The organism is Pseudobutyrivibrio ruminis CF1b, from assembly GCF_000424005.1.
Taxonomy (GTDB): domain Bacteria; phylum Bacillota; class Clostridia; order Lachnospirales; family Lachnospiraceae; genus Pseudobutyrivibrio; species Pseudobutyrivibrio ruminis_C.
Genome location: NZ_AUJB01000013.1, coordinates 180,949 through 197,204 on the forward strand (window position 1 = coordinate 180,949; position 16,256 = coordinate 197,204).

General features: G+C 41.0%; 14 protein-coding genes. All 14 read left to right on the top strand.

Annotated features, from left to right (window positions below):
• Window positions 1-2 precede the first annotated feature (2 nt).
• The 14 genes from G592_RS0112550 (at window position 3) to prfA (ending at window position 15,859) form a co-directional block, all read left to right on the top strand.
• Window positions 3-2,909 carry an insulinase family protein gene (locus tag G592_RS0112550; RefSeq protein WP_242830176.1) on the top strand — a complete coding sequence of 969 codons (2,907 nt, stop codon included), beginning with the start codon at window positions 3-5 and terminating at the stop codon, window positions 2,907-2,909.
• A 10-nt stretch (window positions 2,910-2,919) separates the two neighbouring features.
• A complete protein-coding gene (gene era, locus G592_RS0112555; RefSeq protein WP_028248124.1) occupies window positions 2,920-3,828 on the top strand; it encodes a GTPase Era in 909 nt (302 codons plus the stop codon).
• 3 nt (window positions 3,829-3,831) lie between these two features.
• Window positions 3,832-4,557, top strand: a complete 726-nt coding sequence (recO, locus tag G592_RS0112560) for a DNA repair protein RecO (RefSeq protein ID WP_028248125.1) — start codon at window positions 3,832-3,834, stop codon at window positions 4,555-4,557.
• Window positions 4,554-5,333, top strand: coding sequence for a hypothetical protein (locus G592_RS0112565; RefSeq protein WP_028248126.1), 780 nt, complete (start codon window positions 4,554-4,556; stop codon window positions 5,331-5,333). The genes recO and G592_RS0112565 overlap by 4 nt, the downstream gene beginning before the upstream one ends.
• A gap of 39 nt (window positions 5,334-5,372) precedes the next feature.
• Window positions 5,373-6,770, top strand: coding sequence for a glycine--tRNA ligase (locus tag G592_RS0112570; protein ID WP_028248127.1), 1,398 nt, complete (start codon window positions 5,373-5,375; stop codon window positions 6,768-6,770).
• 35 nt (window positions 6,771-6,805) lie between these two features.
• Window positions 6,806-7,480 (top strand): hypothetical protein, encoded by a 675-nt coding sequence (locus G592_RS16545; protein WP_036952885.1) that lies wholly within the window; start codon window positions 6,806-6,808, stop codon window positions 7,478-7,480.
• 27 nt (window positions 7,481-7,507) lie between these two features.
• Window positions 7,508-9,154 carry a putative manganese-dependent inorganic diphosphatase gene (locus G592_RS0112580; protein WP_028248128.1) on the top strand — a complete coding sequence of 549 codons (1,647 nt, stop codon included), beginning with the start codon at window positions 7,508-7,510 and terminating at the stop codon, window positions 9,152-9,154.
• Between the two features lie 250 nt (window positions 9,155-9,404).
• On the top strand, window positions 9,405-10,895 hold the full coding sequence (gene rho / locus G592_RS0112585) for a transcription termination factor Rho (protein ID WP_028248129.1): 1,491 nt from the start codon (window positions 9,405-9,407) through the stop codon (window positions 10,893-10,895).
• Window positions 10,896-10,936: 41 nt separating this feature from the next.
• A complete protein-coding gene (locus tag G592_RS0112590; RefSeq protein WP_028248130.1) occupies window positions 10,937-12,088 on the top strand; it encodes an NAD(P)-dependent malic enzyme in 1,152 nt (383 codons plus the stop codon).
• 26 nt (window positions 12,089-12,114) lie between these two features.
• The gene (locus G592_RS0112595) at window positions 12,115-12,630 is read left to right on the top strand and encodes a DUF4364 family protein (RefSeq protein ID WP_028248131.1); all 516 of its coding nucleotides are present in this window, start codon (window positions 12,115-12,117) and stop codon (window positions 12,628-12,630) included.
• Between the two features lie 111 nt (window positions 12,631-12,741).
• Window positions 12,742-12,948 (top strand): 50S ribosomal protein L31, encoded by a 207-nt coding sequence (gene rpmE, locus G592_RS0112600; protein ID WP_015550865.1) that lies wholly within the window; start codon window positions 12,742-12,744, stop codon window positions 12,946-12,948.
• A gap of 68 nt (window positions 12,949-13,016) precedes the next feature.
• Window positions 13,017-13,946, top strand: a complete 930-nt coding sequence (locus G592_RS0112605) for a DUF1385 domain-containing protein (protein WP_028248132.1) — start codon at window positions 13,017-13,019, stop codon at window positions 13,944-13,946.
• Complete coding sequence (gene prmC / locus G592_RS0112610) at window positions 13,947-14,783, top strand: peptide chain release factor N(5)-glutamine methyltransferase (RefSeq protein ID WP_028248133.1); 837 nt, start codon at window positions 13,947-13,949, stop codon at window positions 14,781-14,783.
• 2 nt (window positions 14,784-14,785) lie between these two features.
• The gene (gene prfA, locus G592_RS0112615) at window positions 14,786-15,859 is read left to right on the top strand and encodes a peptide chain release factor 1 (RefSeq protein WP_028248134.1); all 1,074 of its coding nucleotides are present in this window, start codon (window positions 14,786-14,788) and stop codon (window positions 15,857-15,859) included.
• Window positions 15,860-16,256: the final 397 nt, after the last annotated feature.

The following is a 16,256-nucleotide window of genomic DNA, read 5'->3' on the forward strand; positions in this document are numbered from 1 at the left end:
CGTTGAACAAAGCATACGAATTAATAAAGGAAGAAAAACTTGAGGGACTTGATTCCCTTGGATTCATATTTGAACACAAGAAGACAAAAGCCAGAATTTGTTTTATTTCAAACGATGATGTAAACAAGGTATTTTATGTAGGGTTTAGAACACCACCAAAAGATTCCACTGGTGTGGCACATATCGTTGAGCACACAGTACTTTGTGGTTCTGAAAAATATCCAGTTAAAGATCCATTCGTTGAATTGGTAAAGGGAAGTCTTAATACATTCCTTAATGCCATCACATATCCAGATAAAACTGTATATCCAATTGCCAGCACCAATGACAATGATTACATGAACCTCATTGATGTTTATATGGATGCAGTTTTCCATCCAAACATCTACAAGTATCGTGAGATATTTGAGCAGGAGGGATGGCACTATGAGATGGAAGATGAGGACAGTGATTTGACCATCAATGGTGTTGTTTACAACGAAATGAAGGGTGCATACTCTTCACCAGATGATGTTCTCAACCGTCAGATTTTGAATTCACTTTTCCCTGACACTACTTACGCTATTGAGTCAGGCGGTGATCCAAAGGTTATTCCATCACTTACTTATGAGGATTTCCTTGCTTTCCACAGCAAGTATTATCATCCAAGTAATTCATACATCTACATCTACGGCGATGTTGATATAGATGACCTTTTAGAATATTTAGATACAAAATATCTCCGCTACTACGACTATCTCGAGGTAGATTCTGAAATTCAGATGCAAAAGCCTTTTGATAAGCCAGTGGAGATTACACTTGACTATTCAATCGCTGCAGACCAGGATCCTGAGAACAACACATACCTTTCTTACAATGTATGTATAGGCGATGTGTTAGATTCTAACATGTACCGTGCATTCGATATATTAAATTACGCTTTAGTTTCTGCTCCAGGCGCCCCATTATACCAGGCTCTCATTGATGCTAACATCGCTGAGGATGTTGAGTGTTCATTCGAGTCATCACAGCGTCAGATGTTCTTTAGCATTGTTGCAAGAGGTGCCAATGAGGAAGATAAGGATCGATTCGTTGAGATTATCGAGACTACATTGGAGAAAGAAATAAAGAAGGGTATCGACAAAAAGACTCTTTTTGCTGCTATTAACGGTGAGCAGTTTAGAGCAAGAGAGCTGGATTTTGGTAGTGCGCCAAAGGGACTTATCATCGGTCTTCAGCTTTTAGACAGCTGGCTTTATGATAAGAGTAGACCATTCTTACATCTTCATTCTATTGAAGTTTTGGAGAAAATTAAATCTAGAGTTGAGAATGGATTATTTGATTACATTGCCGATGTTTACCTTTTATCAAACAATCATAAGTCAATTGTTACACTTCGTCCTAAGCAGGGACTTACAGGCGCAGATGATGAAGAGTTGAGAAGACATCTGGCAGATGTAAAATCAAAGCTTTCAAAGGAAGAAATTAAGGAAATAGTTGAACATACAGCTTACCTGAAGGAATATCAGGAGACACCAAGTCCTAAAAAAGATTTGGAGAAGATTCCAATGCTTTCGCGTCTGGATCTTAAAAGAGAGGCTCGTCCAATCGACCTTTCAGTTCATGACGAAGATGGCACCACACTTCTTCACCATAAGGTAAGCACAAACGGAATCCATTACTTCAATATGGTATTCGATATCAGTGATATTAGTGCTGAATGGCTTCCATATGTGTCAATGCTTGAGAGATTCATCGGATTAATGGATACAGAGCATTACACTTACACTGATTTTACAAACGAGATGTATCTCCACACAGGTGGAATTTCTACAAACACAGCTGTATATGAAGTGCTTGATTCACCTGATGAGTGCAGAGTTACTTTTGAAGTTCGTTCTAAGTTTATATATGATGAAGCAGATGCAGCCAAGGATTTGGCTATGGAGATGATTCTCCATTCTGATTTTTCCGATGAGAAGCGATTAAAGGAGCTTATCACAGCTGAAAAATCTCACATGGAATCAAACATCAGCTCACGTGGAAACATGATTGCAGCCACAAGAGCACGCTGTGGATTCTCAAAGAAGGCAGCTATTTCAGAAGCGGGAAGCGGAATTACATTCTATCGCTTCTTAGTGGACCTGGAAGAGAATTTTGATAGTAGAAAAGAAGAAGTTATATCTAAATTAAATTTATTAACTAAGTATATTTTCTCTAAATCAAGACTCATTGTTTCATCTACAGGAAAGGCTGAGGTCCTTAGCCAGGCCAAGAGACTTGCTGCTGAAATCAAACCATTATTATCTGAAGAGAGATACGATTTTGGTGGCTTTAAGTTTGAGGAGCACGAAGTAAAAGAGGCTCTTAAAGATGCTTCACAGATTCAGTACGTTGCCATGGCTGGAGATTTCAGAAAAGCCGGGTATGAGTACAATGGAGCATTCAAAATTTTAAATACCATTCTTGGATATGATTATTTCTGGATTAAGGTAAGAGTTCAGGGTGGTGCATATGGATGCAACATGAATTCAAGCCGACAGGGTGATTTGGTATTCGTTTCATATCGTGATCCAAATCTTACAGAGACATTAAAGGTCTTTGAGGAGACAGGAGATTACCTTAGAAACTTCACCGCTGACGATAGAGATATGACAAAGTACATTATTGGTACTGTCAGCGGAATGGATACACCACTCACTCCTTCACAGCGAGGACTCAGAGGTCTGAACTGCTACATGTCAGGCACCACATACGAGAATCTTCAGAAGGTACGTAATGAGGTTCTTGATGCAACAGTAGAAGATATCAGAGCACTTGCCGCTCCTATCGATGCCGCAGTAGCCCAGCGTTATATATGTGTCGTAGGAAACGAGAACGTGATAGAAGATAATAAAGAAATATTTAAAGAAATAAGTAGTTTATATTAAGAGGTAAAGTATGAGTAATTTTAAATCGGGATTTGTAACTATAGTTGGTCGTCCAAATGTTGGTAAGAGTACTCTCATGAACCACATTATTGGGCAGAAGATTGCTATCACAAGCAACAAGCCACAGACAACCAGAAACCGCATTCAGACTGTATATACAGATGAAGAGGTTGGACAGATTGTATTCCTTGATACACCAGGTATGCATCAGGCAAAGAATAAGCTTGGTGAGTACATGATGTCTGCAGCAAAGAGCACAATCAACGATGTTGATCTTATCTTATGGCTTATCGAACCTGACACAAAGGTTGGAGCAGGAGATAAGAAGATTGCAGAGCTCCTTTCCACAGTAGAGGCTCCTGTAATCCTTGTTATCAACAAAATTGACATGGCTGACGGTGCAAAGGTTGGTGAGACAATCCAGGCATTCAAGGATTTATGCGATTTCATTGAGGTTGTTCCAGTTTCTGCTCTTCACGGAGAGGGATGCGACGATTTACTTTCAACTATCTTTAAGCATCTTCCAGAAGGCCCAGCTTTCTATGATGAGGAGACAGTTACAAATCAGACTCTCAGAGAAATCACAGCTGAGATTATCAGAGAGAAATCACTCCATGCCCTTAACGATGAAGTTCCACACGGTATTGCAATCGCAATTGACACCATGAAGGAGCGTCCAGGAAAAAGGGCTATGTGGGATATCGAAGCTACTATTATCTGCGAGAAGACATCTCACAAGGGCATTATTATAGGAAAGGGCGGTGCCATGATTAAGAAGATTGGTACCAATTCCCGATACGAAATAGAAAAACTTTTAGATGCCAAGGTTAATCTTAAGCTTTTTGTTAAAGTTAAGAAGGATTGGCGAGACAGCGACTATGAGCTGAAGAATTTTGGATACAAAAAAGAGGACTTGTAATCAATGGGACTTGTTACCCTTACTGGATTAGTGCTTTCCAGTTCTGATGTGGGAGAATTTGATAAGAGACTTGTGATTCTTACCAAAGAATCAGGCAGGGTGACAGCTTTTGCCAAGGGTGCAAGAAGGCCAAACAACCCTATGGTTGCCGCCTGTTCCCCATTTTGCTTCGGTACCTTCGAGGCATTTGAGGGAAGAAATTCCTATCACATTTCAAAAGCCAATATTTCCAACTATTTCAGGGATTTGGTTTTGGATTACGAGAAGGTTTGTCTTGGCTCATATTTCCTGGAGGTAGCTGACTTTCTTTCTGTGGAAGGTGTTGATGAAAGGCACAGACTTGCCCTTTTGTACCAAAGTCTCAAGGCTTTGGAATCTGGAAAGTTTTCTTTAAGGTTGTTAAAGAACATTTACGATTTAAGAACCTGGGTTATAGATGGAGAATATCCAAATGTATTCCAGTGCTGCAGTTGCGGGAAAAAGGAAAATCTTACTACATTTTCACTTAAGCGACATGGAATGTTATGCCGCTCGTGTGGCAATCTTGAATCGGGCACAGATATATCAGGTTCCACCCTGTATGCCATGCAATTCATTGTTTCATCTAAGATAGAAAAGTTGTATACTTTTGTACTGAATAATGAAACGGAAGAAGAATTGACTAGAATTTTGTCCGCTTATCGATTAAACTATAGAGCGCACAAATACAAAAGCGAGGAATTTCTATGACACAAAGAAGACCTGCTGGGGGAAAGGGCGGTATGCGTACCAGAAATACAGCCAGTCCAACAAGACAGGGGGTTGCCGCAAAAGAGCTTCAGGCAGCCAGACGTAAAAAAAGACAAAAAGAAGTTATGAGAAACCGTATCATCTTTGGTGTGATATGCGTTGGATTACTTGCACTTTTGGTTACTTTGGTAGTAAAGCTGGGTGGTGCATTACTTTCTTCGGGAGGAGCAGCAGACACCTCTACTATTACTTTTTCAAAGGATGGACAGATTACTTTCGAGGAAGTTGCAGACTTTGATACAGAGACTTACTCCAAGGCAGAATTTAAGAAATATACACGTGACCTGATTAAGAAATTTAATGAATCATATGGAGAGAAGTCCATTTCATTAAAGAGGATTACATATAGAAAAGGGCAGGTTTACATTAAAACTACCTATAAAGATGCTGATTGTTATGCAGCTTTTTCTTCTTACACCACTTATAATGGGTCCTATGAGGGCGCAGTGTCAGCTGGATATGATTTTGCAGACACATTTTCTATAGTGGCAGAAGGAGCAAAGGCTTCAGGTCAGGCAGTAGATGCAGAAAGCAGTTTTGCAGGTTCTAAGGTAGCCATTGTTAAGGAAAATGTTAACGTAGTTGTTCCAGGTAAAATTACCTATGTTTCATCAGGTTCCACAGAGATTGTGAACGATCATACAGTTAGCATTTCACAGGCTGATGGAAATAACGATGCTACAGATTTGGTATACATCGTATACACTGCTAAATAATAGAAATAAATATATTAATATAGAGAGGAAATAATACTTATGGAAAAGACAATGGACAAAATCATTGCTCTTGCAAAAGCAAGAGGCTTTGTATATGCAGGCTCTGAGATTTACGGTGGTCTTGCTAATACATGGGATTACGGAAATCTTGGTGTCGAGCTCAAGAACAATGTTAAGAAGGCTTGGTGGCAGAAATTCGTTCAGGAGAATCCATACAACGTTGGTGTTGACTGTGCTATTCTCATGAACCCACAGACATGGATTGCTTCAGGTCACCTTGGCTCATTCTCAGATCCACTTATGGATTGTAAGGAGTGCCACGAGCGTTTCAGAGCTGACAAGATTATCGAAGATTTTGCAGCTGAGAACAACATCGAGCTTAAGGGCTCAGTTGATGGATGGACAAAGGAAGAGATGAAGGAGTTCATCGAGAGCAACAACGTTCCATGTCCTACATGTGGAAAGCACAACTTTACAGACATCCGTGAGTTCAACCTTATGTTCAAGACATTCCAGGGTGTTACTGAGGATGCTAAGAATACAGTATATCTTCGCCCAGAGACAGCTCAGGGTATTTTCGTAAACTTCAAGAATGTACAGCGTACATCTCGTAAGAAGGTTCCATTTGGTATCGGCCAGATTGGTAAGTCATTCCGTAACGAGATTACACCTGGTAACTTTACATTCCGTACACGTGAGTTTGAGCAGATGGAGCTTGAGTTCTTCTGCAAGCCAGGCTCACAGGATGAGTGGTTCCAGTACTGGAGAGGCTTCTGCCGTGATTGGCTCCTTAGCCTTGGCATGAAAGAGGATGAGATGCGTCTTCGCGACCACGATCCAGAAGAGCTTTCATTCTACTCTACAGGCACTACAGATATCGAGTTCTTATTCCCATTTGGATGGGGCGAGCTTTGGGGTATTGCCAGCCGTACAGATTATGATCTTACACAGCATCAGAATGTATCAGGTCAGGATCTTACTTACTTCGATGATGAGACAAATGAGAAGTATTTACCATACGTTATCGAGCCATCACTTGGTGCAGACCGTGTAGTACTTGCTTTCCTTTGCGCAGCATACGATGAGGAAGAAGTTGGTAAGGATGGAAAGAGCGATGTTCGTACAGTTCTTCGCTTCCACCCAGCACTTGCACCTGTTAAGATTGGTGTACTTCCACTTTCTAAGAAGCTTAATGAAGGCGCTGAGAAGATATTTGCAGAGCTTTCAAAGAAATACAATTGTGAATTTGATGACAGAGGAACTATCGGTAAGAGATATCGTCGTATGGACGAAATCGGAACACCATTCTGCATCACATACGATTTCGACTCTGAGGAAGATAACATGGTTACAATTCGTCACCGTGATTCTATGGAGCAGGAGCGTATCGCTATCGCAGATTTAGATGCTTACTTTGCAGACAAGTTCACTTTCTAAATTAATAATTAATAATTAATAAGGAGAGAGATGCTATGGAAAAAGTAAATGTTCAGGAAATCGATCTTGAAGATGTTAACTCTACAGAAGATTCAAAGCCAGAAGTCAGCGTAACATCTATCGAAATCGATAATGGTGAGGATTTATTACTATCACAGATTGATGCTTTTCGCGAGAAGGCTACACAGCTTCAGCAGCTCATTATGGCAAAAGAACAGAAGGCTGCTGAGCTCGAGGCTCTTGTACAGGAAAAAGAGGCAATTAATCTTCAGCTTCAGGATGAACTTATAAAAAAACAAGAGGAAGCAGATAGCTTAGTTGCTGACGTTGAGACTCAGGTTGACCGCATGATGCAGGTTGTAAAAAACAACATGGATCAATTAGAGCTTGACATTAAGGGCCAAGTATCGGATAATCAAGAGTCTTATGAAACACATAACAGAAATCTTCAGGATACTCTTAGAAATGTTTCAGAGGGCCTTGACAGTATTCAGAGCGAGCTTTCAGAGAAGACTCATTCTGAGTCAGTTCATTTATATCGCCTGATTCAGGATCTTATCAAGGAGAATGATAAGAGCGAAGAGCAGGCATTAAGAGCTAATGAGCATTACAGCTCACTTAAGAAGCTTATTGTTGCAGCAATAGTTTTACTTGCTGCAAATCTTGGGGTTGGTATTGTGGGTTTATTACTTTCATTTGGAATTTTATAAGTTAGTTTTTATTTTAACGGAGGTACTATGCCGAATACGGTTTATATTATCGGACACAAAAACCCTGATTCAGATAGTGTTTGCGCTGCTGTAGCATACGCATATCTGAAAAATGCCACTTCAAATAATGGCACTATTTATGAAGCAAAGAAGGCGGGTCAACTCAACGAGGAGACTCGCTATGTTTTGGAGAGATTCAACATCCAGGAGCCTGAGACAGTTATGGACGTTGGAGCTCAGCTTACAGACATCGAATATCGTCGTCTTGAGCCAGTAGATGGCCACATTTCACTTAAGAAAGCATGGGAGCTCATGCTTGAGAGAGATGTAGCTACACTTCCTGTTGTAGGAAAGACAGGAAAGCTTGAAGGTGTTATCGTAAACGGAGATATCGCATATTCATATATGGATATTTACGACAATAGCATTCTTTCACGTGCCAGAACACAGTACAGCAACATCATTGGCACATTAAACGGAAACCTTGTTACAGGTAATCCACATGCTTATTTCGTAAAGGGACAGGTTGTAATTGCTTCAAGCAACCGTGAGGACCTTATGGATGATATCAACGTAGATGATTTAGCAATCGTTGGTAATATCACAGCTCGTCAGGCTATCTGTATCGAAGCAGGATGTAGCTGCCTTGTTGTTTGTGGCGCCAGCCACGTTGAGCCTGAGATTATCAGACTCGCTGAGGAGCACCAGTGTGTACTTATCACAACAGAGTACGATACATTCACTGTTGCTCGTCTTATTCATCAGTCAATGCCAATTCGTCAGTTCATGCAGAAGGACGACATTGTTAGCTTTGAGTTAGATGATTATGTAGATGATGTTAGAGAAATCATGAAGTCAGTTCGTCACCGCGATTTCCCAATCCTTGACGAGAACAGACATTATGTTGGAATGGTTTCACGTCGACTTCTCTTAAATATGCAGAAGAAGCAGGTTATCCTTGTGGATCACAACGAGAAGTCACAGGCTGTAGATGGTCTTGATCAGGCGGAGGTACTTGAGATTATCGATCACCACAGACTTGGTTCTTTAGAGACAGTTTCACCTATCTACTTTAGAAATCAGCCAGTAGGTTCTACAGCAACTATCGTTTCTATGATGTACGAAGAAAAGGGTGTTGAGATTCCAAAGCATATCGCAGGTGTGCTTTGCTCAGCTATCATTTCAGATACACTTATGTTCCGTTCACCTACATGCACTCCTGTAGATGAGGCAAAGGCTAGAATGCTTGCTGATATCGCAGGTGTTGATGTTGTTGAACTTGCTACATCAATGTTTGAAGCTGGAAGTGATTTCAAGGACAAGACTCCTGATCAGATCTTCCACCAGGATTACAAGATTTTCAACAGCGGAGACATCAACTTTGGTGTTGCTCAGGTTAGCTCAATTTCTAAGGGCCAGCTTAATTCAATCAAGGATGGAATTAAGGCTCACATGAGCACTGTAAAGGAAACATCAGACTTAAATGCAGTATTCTGTATGCTTACAGATATCCTCAACGAGACAACAGAGCTTCTCTTTGTTGGTGATGATGCTGATAAGATTATTGCAGATGCATTCAGATTACCAGTTTCAGAAGACAGCTACATTTTAGAGGGTGTTGTTTCAAGAAAGAAGCAGCTCATCCCACCTATTATGGAGTCACTTCAAGAGTAGGAATTACATAATCATCAGATTATGGGATTCCGTACATGGCAGCATTCTTGGGTTATCCCAGGAATGCTGTTTGGCTTTAGCCAAATTTAATTGCAGCTGTCCTTGGCTGCAATTAAACCCCAAAAACTATAGACAATAAAGGGATTACAATATATAATCTTCTTATCATCAAGGTATAATTCATTAGTCGGATCGACTTTTAATTCCATGACGTAAATATTTGTTTAAATATAAATTTAAGGAGAGTTAAATGAGAGAAAAATATGAGAGTTTGGCGGTTGCGGTACTACGTGATTTGGCAAAGGCTAGGGGAATAAAGGGCGTTTCCTCTATGAAAAAAGCCGATTTAGTAGAAGCTATGCTTGCGCAGGACGAAATTGATGCCAAGGAAGCTGCTAAGGAAACACCAGCCAAAGAAGCTCCAATTAAAGAAGCTGCAGCTAAGGAGACAGAAGAAAAGGCTGCTCCAGCAAAGGCAGAGAACGAAAGAATGCCTAGAACTGAGAGACCTAAGAGACCGGAGCGCACAGAGCGTGTAGAGCGTCCAGAGAGAGTAGAAAAGACTGAGAAGGTTGAGCGTAGTGAAAACGTACCTCAGGATATTCCTACAGATGGACTTCTTTCAGCCAGTGGTATTTTAGAAGTAATGAGTGATGGATTTGGATTTATCCGTTGCGATAACTATATGCCAGGTACTGACGACGTTTATGTGTCTCAGTCACAGATTAAAAAGTTCAATCTTAAGACAGGTGATATTATCATTGGAAAGAAGCGTTTCAACAATCCAACTGATAAGTTCGCAGCTCTTATGATTATCGATACAATCAACGGTTACGATCCAGCTGCAGCATGCAAGAGACCTAATTTCGAAGACCTCACACCTATTTTCCCTAACGAGAGAATTCGTCTTGAGCGTCAGAAAAGCTCAGTTGCTATGCGTATCGTTGATCTTGTCAGCCCAATAGGTAAGGGACAGCGTGGTATGATTGTTGCCCAGCCTAAGGCAGGTAAGACCACACTTTTAAAAGAAGTTGCTACTTCTGTTAATTATTCACACCCAGATATGCATCTTATCATCTTGCTTATCGACGAGCGTCCTGAGGAAGTTACAGATATGAAGGACACTATGAGAAACAGCAAGAATGTAGAGGTTATATATTCAACATTCGATGAAAGCCCAGAGCACCACAGACGTGTTTCTGAGATGGTTATCGAGAGAGCAAAGAGACTTGTTGAGCATGGTCAGGACGTTATGATTCTTCTTGACTCTATCACAAGACTTGCACGTGCTTACAACCTTACAGTTCAGCCATCAGGACGTACACTTTCAGGTGGTCTTGATCCAGCAGCACTTCACATGCCAAAGAAGTTCTTTGGTGCAGCCAGAAATATGAGAGAGGGCGGCAGCCTTACTATTCTTGCCACAGCTCTTGTTGAGACTGGTTCAAAGATGGATGATGTTGTATACGAGGAATTTAAGGGAACTGGTAACATGGAGCTCATTCTCGACAGAAAGCTTTCAGAGAAGAGAATATTCCCAGCTATTGATATTACTGCATCTGGTACACGTAGAGAGGATCTTCTCCTTTCTCGTAAAGAATTAGATGCTATGGAAATTATGCGTAGAGCTATCAATAGTGCCCGCAAAGAGGACGCTATTGAGACAATTCTTAATATGTTTGCCCATACCAAGTGTAACGATGATTACATTGATATGGTTATTAGAAAGCGTGTAATATAATTTACATATATATTTAAATGGCAGTATGAAGGGAGAGCATTATGGCATCAGTAGACGAAACAGCGGTATTTTTACACAAGCAGTGGAATGGTAAAATCGAGACCACCTCGAAGGCACCTGTTAGAAACAGAGAGGATTTATCCATTGCTTACACACCAGGTGTAGCAGCACCTTGTCGAATCATTGCAGAGGACAGCGAGGAGGCTTACAACTACACATTAAAGGCCAACACAGTAGCAGTAGTTTCAGATGGTTCTGCAGTTTTAGGACTTGGAAACATCGGACCACTTGCAGCAATGCCTGTTATGGAAGGTAAATGCGTACTGTTTAAGGAGTTTGGTGGTGTAAATGCATTCCCTATAGTATTAAGCACTCAGGATCCAGATGAGATAGTAGCAGCAGTAAAGGCTATTGCTCCTACATTCGGAGGAATCAATCTTGAGGATATTTCAGCTCCAAGATGTTTTGAAATCGAAGAGCGCTTAAAGCAGGAGTTAGATATTCCTGTTTTTCACGATGATCAGCACGGAACAGCAATTGTTGTTTTAGCTGGTATCATCAATGCCTTAAAGGTAGTAAAGAAGGACAAGGAAGCATGTAAGGTTGTTGTCAACGGAGCAGGTTCAGCAGGCGTTGCCATCACAAAGCTTCTTTTAACATACGGTTTCAAGGATGTTACAATGTGTGACCGTCAGGGCATCATTGGTCCAGATTATCCAGATCTTAACTGGATGCAGAAGGAAATGACAAAGGTTACAAACCTTTCACATAAGACAGGTACTCTTGCAGATGCACTTGTAGGAGCAGATATCTTTGTTGGTGTTTCAGCACCAGGTATCGTTTCAAAGGAAATGGTTGCATCAATGGCAAAGGATTCTATTCTCTTTGCAATGGCAAATCCTACACCAGAGATTATGCCAGATGAAGCGAAGGCAGCAGGTGCAAGAGTCGTTGGTACAGGTCGTTCAGACTTCCCAAATCAGGTAAACAACGTAGTGGCATTCCCAGGTATCTTCAGAGGCGCTTTGGAGGCTCGTGCCACAGCCATCACAGAGGAAATGAAGTTGGCAGCAGCAAATGCAATTGCCGATCTTGTAGATGAAGATCAGCTCTGCGATGAGTTTATCCTGCCAGAAGCCTTTGATCCACGTGTGGCAGTAGCGGTATCACACGCAATTAAGGCCTTGGTCTAAAGTAAGTTTTTTTCAGGAGGGACACCATGGCAGAACCAACCATGATATACAAGATAACAATACTAGAATTACTTCATCGAAGTGGTTTCCCGCTTAGTAATAGTCAGATTACAGATTTCTTCCTTGAGGGAGATTTAACAGATTATTTTACAGCCCAGCAGGCCATTAGTGATGATGAGGATGCAGGGCTTATCAAGTCAGTTACAAATCACAATAATACAACTTATTCGATTACAGATGAGGGCAACAAGACTTTGGAGCTTTTCAAGGAAAAGATTACTCCAGCCCTTTCAAAAGACATTAATAAATATTTAAAGCTGAATTCTATCTCAATGAAAGAGGAGAATTCTTACAAGGCTACATATTTCAAAGCTGACAGAGGTGGATATGTGGTGCAGCTTCGCATCACTGAAAACGATGTTCCTACCATCGATGTAAGCTTTCATGTAGGTACAAAGGAGCTCGCAGAAACACTGTGCAACAACTGGAAAGTTAAGGCTCAGGAGGTTTATGATTCTCTGCTTGACATCCTTATGAACTGATGTTATACTTGTGAAGCTGTTAATCGGGATGAAATGCGAGACCCTCGCATTTAAACAGCTATACTTACAGTTGGAAATTGTAAACATTTATTAAATGAGAGGTGAAAATCAATGAGACAGGGTATCCATCCAGATTATTATCAGGCTACAGTAACATGTAACTGTGGTAACACATTCGTTACAGGTTCTACAAAGGAGAGCATCCACGTAGAAATTTGTTCAAAGTGTCATCCATTCTACACTGGCCAGCAGAAAGCTACACAGGCTCGTGGACGTATTGACAAGTTCAACAAGAAGTACGGTATTGACGCAAAGTAGTTTGTTTTATGGACTTTTAAGGGTTGAGATGTTTGGTCTCAGCCCTTTTGTCGTGTATAGGAGAGGTAATGAAATATTCAGGTATAGGCGGTCAGGCGGTTATGGAAGGCGTCATGATGCGTAATGGCAGCAAATATGCAGTTGCTGTTCGCAAGCCAGACAAAGAGATCGCGGTAGAAGTAAAAAATACAAAAGATATCAATGATATCTGGCATAAAATCCCAATTATTCGAGGCGTAGTTTCATTCATCGAGTCTTTGACAATTGGTCTTAGCACTTTGATGTATTCAGCTTCATTTTTTGAAGATGAAGAGGAGCCAGTGGATAAGTCAAAGCTTTCTGAGCAGGAGCTTAGTAAGCTTGAGAAAAAGGAAAAGGCTGAGATGGGAGGCATTTTAGTTCTTTCATTTGTAATGGCCATGGGTGTATTTTTTGCATTGCCTTACTTTATTTCATTAGCTTTAAATAAGTTTGTTACATCTCAGGCATTGATTGCCTTCATAGAAGGAATCATCCGTATCACTATCTTCATTGGATATGTAGTAGTGATTTCCCGCATGGAGGACATAAAACGTACCTTCATGTACCACGGAGCAGAGCACAAATGCATTAACTGCGTGGAGGCAGGAAAGCCTCTTACATTGGAAAATGTCAGAAGTGCCACACGATTCCACAAAAGATGTGGCACAAGCTTTATATTTATAGTATTTATAATATCTGTATTTGTTTTTATGTTTATATCCTTTGATAACGTATGGCTTAAGCTTGTCGCAAGACTCTTGCTTATCCCAGTTATCGCAGGAATTTCTTATGAGTTCATCAGACTTGCAGGCCGATATGAAAATGGCTTCGTGGAGATTATCTCTAAGCCAGGTCTGTGGTTACAGCGTCTTACGGTTATGGAGCCTGAGGACGACATGATTGAAGTAGGCATAGCTTCCGTCGAGGCAGTTTTTGACTGGAAGAAGTTCCAAGAAGAAAATGAGGGATGTTTCTAAATGACATATAAAGAAGCGTTAGATAAAGGTGTTATTATACTTGAATCCGAAAGGATTGCAGATGCGAAAATAGATGCATGGCTTTTGCTCTCATTCGTCAGTGAAATGACAAAGGCTCAGTATTTTTTGAAGCAGACAGAGCAAATAGACCAGCTTACTTTATATAAATATCAGGATGTGCTTTATAAGAGAGCCCAGCATATTCCTCTTCAGCATATTACTGGAGAGCAGGATTTCATGGGAATCAATTTCTGGGTAAATGAGCACGTTCTCATTCCAAGACAGGACACAGAGACTTTGGTAGAGGAGGCCTTAAAGGTTATTCCTTCAGGAAGTCACGTTTTAGATTTGTGTACTGGCAGTGGATGTGTTATTATTTCTCTTGTTGTTTTGGGCCAGGGGATCACCGGTATCGGTGTGGACGTCTCTGATGAGGCGCTGGCAGTTGCAAAGGACAATGGAAACAGGCTCACTGGCGGAAGAGTAGATTTCGTCAAAGGAGATTTATGGCAGCCAGTTACAGGAAAGTTTAATGCCATCATTTCCAATCCACCATATATCAGAACAGCAGATATCGAGGAGCTCACCACTGAGGTGAAAGACCATGAGCCTCGCCTTGCCCTTGATGGCACAGAGGACGGTTTATTCTTTTATCGTGAGATTACAGCTCATGCCAGAGAGTATCTCAATGATGGTGGCTGGCTTTTAGTTGAAATTGGTTATGATCAGGGACCTGATGTATACGCTTTATTCGTTGAAAACGGATTTAAGGACGTAGAAGTCGTTAAGGACTTGGCAGGTAATAACAGAGTAGTTAAAGGACATTTGGAGGTTTAAGAATGTTTGATAGATTAGAAGATTTAGTACTTAGATATGAAGAGGTTATGAACCTTCTTTCTGAGCCAGATGTTGCAAACGATAATGCAAGATTTAGAGCTCTTATGAAGGAGCAGTCTGACCTTGCTCCTATCGTAGAGGCTTATAAGCAGTACAGCTCTCATAAGCAGAATATCGAGGATTCTCTTGCTCTTCTTGAAGAGGAGACAGATGAGGAGATGAAGGAGCTTGCAAAGGAAGAGCTTAACGAGTCAAAGGCTGAGGTTGAGCGTCTTGAGCAGGAACTTAAGATTCTTCTTCTTCCTAAGGACCCTAATGATGATAAGAACGTTATCGTGGAAATCCGTGCAGGTGCCGGTGGTGAAGAGGCAGCTCTTTTCGCCGCTGAGATTTATCGTATGTACGTACACTATGTTGAGTCACGTGGATGGAAGGTTGAGCTTCTTGAAGCAGATGAGACAGGTATCGGTGGTATGAAGAACATCGAGTTCATGGTAAAGGGAACAGGTGCTTATTCTATCCTTAAGTACGAGTCAGGTGTACACCGTGTACAGCGTGTACCAGAGACAGAGTCACAGGGACGTATCCAGACATCTACATGTTCTGTAGCTGTTATGCCAGAGGCCGAGGAAGTAGATATCCAGATTGACGAGAAGGATATCCGTATCGACGTAATGCGTGCTTCTGGTAATGGTGGACAGTGTGTCAATACAACTGATTCAGCTGTACGTCTTACTCACTACCCAACAGGTATTGTTATCTATAGCCAGACTGAGAAGTCACAGCTTCAGAATAAGGAAAAGGCTTTCGCACTCCTTCGTGCAAAGCTCTACGATTTAGAGTTACAGAAGCAGCAGGATGCTGAGGCAGCAGAGCGCCGCTCACAGATTGGTACTGGTGACCGTGCTGAGAAGATTCGTACATACAACTTCCCACAGGGACGTGTTACAGACCACCGTATCAACCTTACACTTTACAAGCTTGATAAGATTATGAATGGTGATATTCAGGAGATTCTTGATGCGTTAATCGCAGCTGATCAGGCTGCTAAGCTTGCAAAGATGAACGATAAGTAAAGATGAGTTTAACTGATTAAGAGAAGTCGATATTTACCGGCTTCTCTTTTTATTTGTTTCAACCTGCATGCAACAGTTTATATGGCCTTGTCTTGTATCAAGAGCAAGCCCTTCGGGAGCTGCGCTCTCTTGACACTGCACCAATAGCCATATAAATGGTAGTCAAGCAGGCTTGAAACTGGGATTGTGGCAAGTCACAACCTCTAACCAAGGTCCCTTAAGATTGCTTTATCAATTTGTAAGCTATAAACCAAGTGTTTTCGCTTGTCATTGATAAAATAACTAAGCTTGAGATGTCTAAATCATAAGATTTATCAATGGAGCTTCTACTAATCGCATAAACACGTTACCTATTGATAATAATCGAAATTTTAATATTGCAATCAATAAATAATTA

Bases quoted from the DNA above. Each gene is read 5' to 3' on its own strand.
- G592_RS0112595 (WP_028248131.1), top strand. From the start codon at position 12,115: ATGGCAGAACCAACCATGATATACAAGATAACAATACTAGAATTACTT.
- G592_RS0112565 (WP_028248126.1), top strand. From the start codon at position 4,554: ATGACACAAAGAAGACCTGCTGGGGGAAAGGGCGGTATGCGTACCAGA.
- prmC (WP_028248133.1), top strand. From the start codon at position 13,947: ATGACATATAAAGAAGCGTTAGATAAAGGTGTTATTATACTTGAATCC.
- recO (WP_028248125.1), top strand. From the start codon at position 3,832: ATGGGACTTGTTACCCTTACTGGATTAGTGCTTTCCAGTTCTGATGTG.
- G592_RS0112580 (WP_028248128.1), top strand. From the start codon at position 7,508: ATGCCGAATACGGTTTATATTATCGGACACAAAAACCCTGATTCAGAT.
- G592_RS0112570 (WP_028248127.1), top strand. From the start codon at position 5,373: ATGGAAAAGACAATGGACAAAATCATTGCTCTTGCAAAAGCAAGAGGC.
- rpmE (WP_015550865.1), top strand. From the start codon at position 12,742: ATGAGACAGGGTATCCATCCAGATTATTATCAGGCTACAGTAACATGT.
- era (WP_028248124.1), top strand. From the start codon at position 2,920: ATGAGTAATTTTAAATCGGGATTTGTAACTATAGTTGGTCGTCCAAAT.
- prfA (WP_028248134.1), top strand. From the start codon at position 14,786: ATGTTTGATAGATTAGAAGATTTAGTACTTAGATATGAAGAGGTTATG.
- G592_RS16545 (WP_036952885.1), top strand. From the start codon at position 6,806: ATGGAAAAAGTAAATGTTCAGGAAATCGATCTTGAAGATGTTAACTCT.
- G592_RS0112605 (WP_028248132.1), top strand. From the start codon at position 13,017: ATGAAATATTCAGGTATAGGCGGTCAGGCGGTTATGGAAGGCGTCATG.
- rho (WP_028248129.1), top strand. From the start codon at position 9,405: ATGAGAGAAAAATATGAGAGTTTGGCGGTTGCGGTACTACGTGATTTG.
- G592_RS0112590 (WP_028248130.1), top strand. From the start codon at position 10,937: ATGGCATCAGTAGACGAAACAGCGGTATTTTTACACAAGCAGTGGAAT.